The 2,144-nt window shown below is 78.6% G+C and carries 1 protein-coding gene; it reads right to left on the minus strand.

Features of this window, described 5'->3' with window-relative positions:
- Positions 1-2,144 (minus strand): SDR family oxidoreductase (locus tag GPJ59_RS35735; RefSeq protein WP_219672285.1); only part of this gene is annotated, 2,144 nt, incomplete at both ends.

Consider the following 2,144-nt stretch of genomic DNA (forward strand, 5'->3'; position numbering starts at 1 on the left):
GGCCTGGGGCACGGCCCGCCGCCCGGCCGCGGGGACCAGGCCGCGCAGCAGCGCGGGGACGGGCTCCCCGGCCGCCGCACCGCTGCGTACGGCGGCGAGGTCGAGGCGCAGGGGCACCAGGAGGGTGCGGTCGGTGGCGAGCGCGGCGTCGAGCAGGGCCAGACCCTCCTCGGTGCCGAGTGCCCCGGCTCCGGACCGCTCGATGCGGGCGAGGCCGGCGTCGTCGAGGTGGCCGGTCATACCGCTGCGTTCGGCCCACAGGCCCCACGCCAGCGACACTCCCGGGAGGCCCAGGTCGCGCCGGTGCCGGGCGAGGGCGTCCAGATGGGCGTTGGCGGCCGCGTAGTTGCCCTGTCCGGGGGCTCCGAAGAGGCTCGCGGCGGAGGAGAACAGCACGAAGGCCGACAGGTCCGACCCGCGGGTGAGTTCGTGCAGGTGCCAGGCGGCGTCCGCCTTCGGGCCCAGCACCTTCTCCAGCCGCTCGGCGGTCAGGGACTCCACCACGCCGTCGTCCAGGACGCCGGCGGTGTGGATCACACCCGTCAGGGGGTGCTCGGCGGGAACGGACGCCAGGACGGCCGACAAGGCCTCACGGTCGGCGACGTCGCACGCCACCACCCGCACCTCGGCTCCCGCCACGGCGAGTTCGGCCACGAAGTCCTCGCCGCCACCGGAGCGGCTGAGCAGCAGCAGGTGGCGTACGCCGTGCACGGCGACCAGGTGGCGGGCGACCGCCCGGCCCAGCGTCCCCGTGCCACCGGTGACGAGCACCGTGCCACCCTCGGCGAGTGACAGGCCGGCGCCGGCGGCGGGTACGGCCCGCACCAGGCGGGGGACGTACGCCGTGCCGCCGCGGAGGGCGGCCTGGGGTTCGCCGGCGGGCAGCGCGCGGACGAGCGCGGCCGGGTCGGGCGCGGGGGCCCCGTCGTCGGTGTCCACCAGGAGGAAGCGGTCCGGGTGTTCGGACTGCGCCGAGCGCACCAGGCCCCATATCGCGGCGGACGCGCCGTCCGGTGCGCCCTCGGTCCCGGTTGCCGCGACCGCGCCGCGGGTGACCACGGCGAGCCGGGCATCGCCGAAGCGCGGCTCGGCGAGCCACGAGCGCAGCAGCCCCAGGGTGGCGGTCGTGGCGAGCCGGAGCCGGGTGAGGGGGTCGGGGCCGTCGGGCACGGCCGGGGCGGCGAGGACGAGGGCGGGCACGGGTCCGGCGGCGGCCAGGGCGGCCAGGTCCGGCACCCGTCGTACGGCGGCGTCGGCGGCACGGGCCGGTGCGTCGGCGGCTCGGGCCGGTGTCTCATGGGCCGATACGTCGGCGGCTCGGGCCAGTTCCTCGTCGGCACGGTCCGATACGTCGCCGGCCTCGGGGCCGAAGCCGGCCTCGGGTCCGAAACCGGGCCCGACGGCGGCCCAGTCGGCGGCAGCGGGCTGCGGTGCGGCCGGCAGCGCCGTCCAGTCCAGGCCGAACAGCCCGTCCGGGGCGGCCGTACGGGCACCGCCGAGCGGGTCGGGGCCGAGCGGGCGCAGGTCGAGCGAGCCGACGGTGGCCACCGGCAGGCCGGTCTGGTCGGCGACGTGCAGGGAGACCGCCTCGGCCCCGGCGGGTGCGAGCGTGACGCGCAGCACCGGGGCACCCGTGGCGTGCAGGGTGACGTCGCGCCAGGCGAAGGGCATCCGGCCGGTGCCGATACCGCCGTCCGGGCCGGGCAGGGCCCCGAGCGGTACGGCGTGCAGCGCGGAGTCCAGCAGGGCGGGGTGGAGGCCGTACCGGGCGGCCTCGGTGCGCTGGTCGTCCGGGAGGGCGACCTCGGCGTGGACCTCCTCGCCGTGCCGCCAGGCGGCACGCAGCCCCTGGAAGGCGGGGCCGTAGCCGAACCCGGCCGCGGCGAAGTCGGCGTAGACGCCCTCGACGGGCACCGGGACCGCGCCCTGCGGCGGCCAGAGCGCGGAGCCCGGGGACCCCTGCGCCGCGTCAGGGGCCAGCACGCCGGTCGCGTGGCGGGTCCACGGCTGTCCGCCGCCGGTGGCGGTGCCGGCGCCGGTGCCGTCGGGCCAGAAGAGCTGGTGGACGGCGGGCCTGGTGGCGCGGGCGGAGTCGCCGAGCAGGTCCGGGGTGCAGGGTACCTCTCGCCAGACGAGGACGGGGA

Source organism: Streptomyces bambusae (assembly GCF_019400985.1).
GTDB classification, from domain to species: domain Bacteria; phylum Actinomycetota; class Actinomycetes; order Streptomycetales; family Streptomycetaceae; genus Streptomyces; species Streptomyces bambusae_A.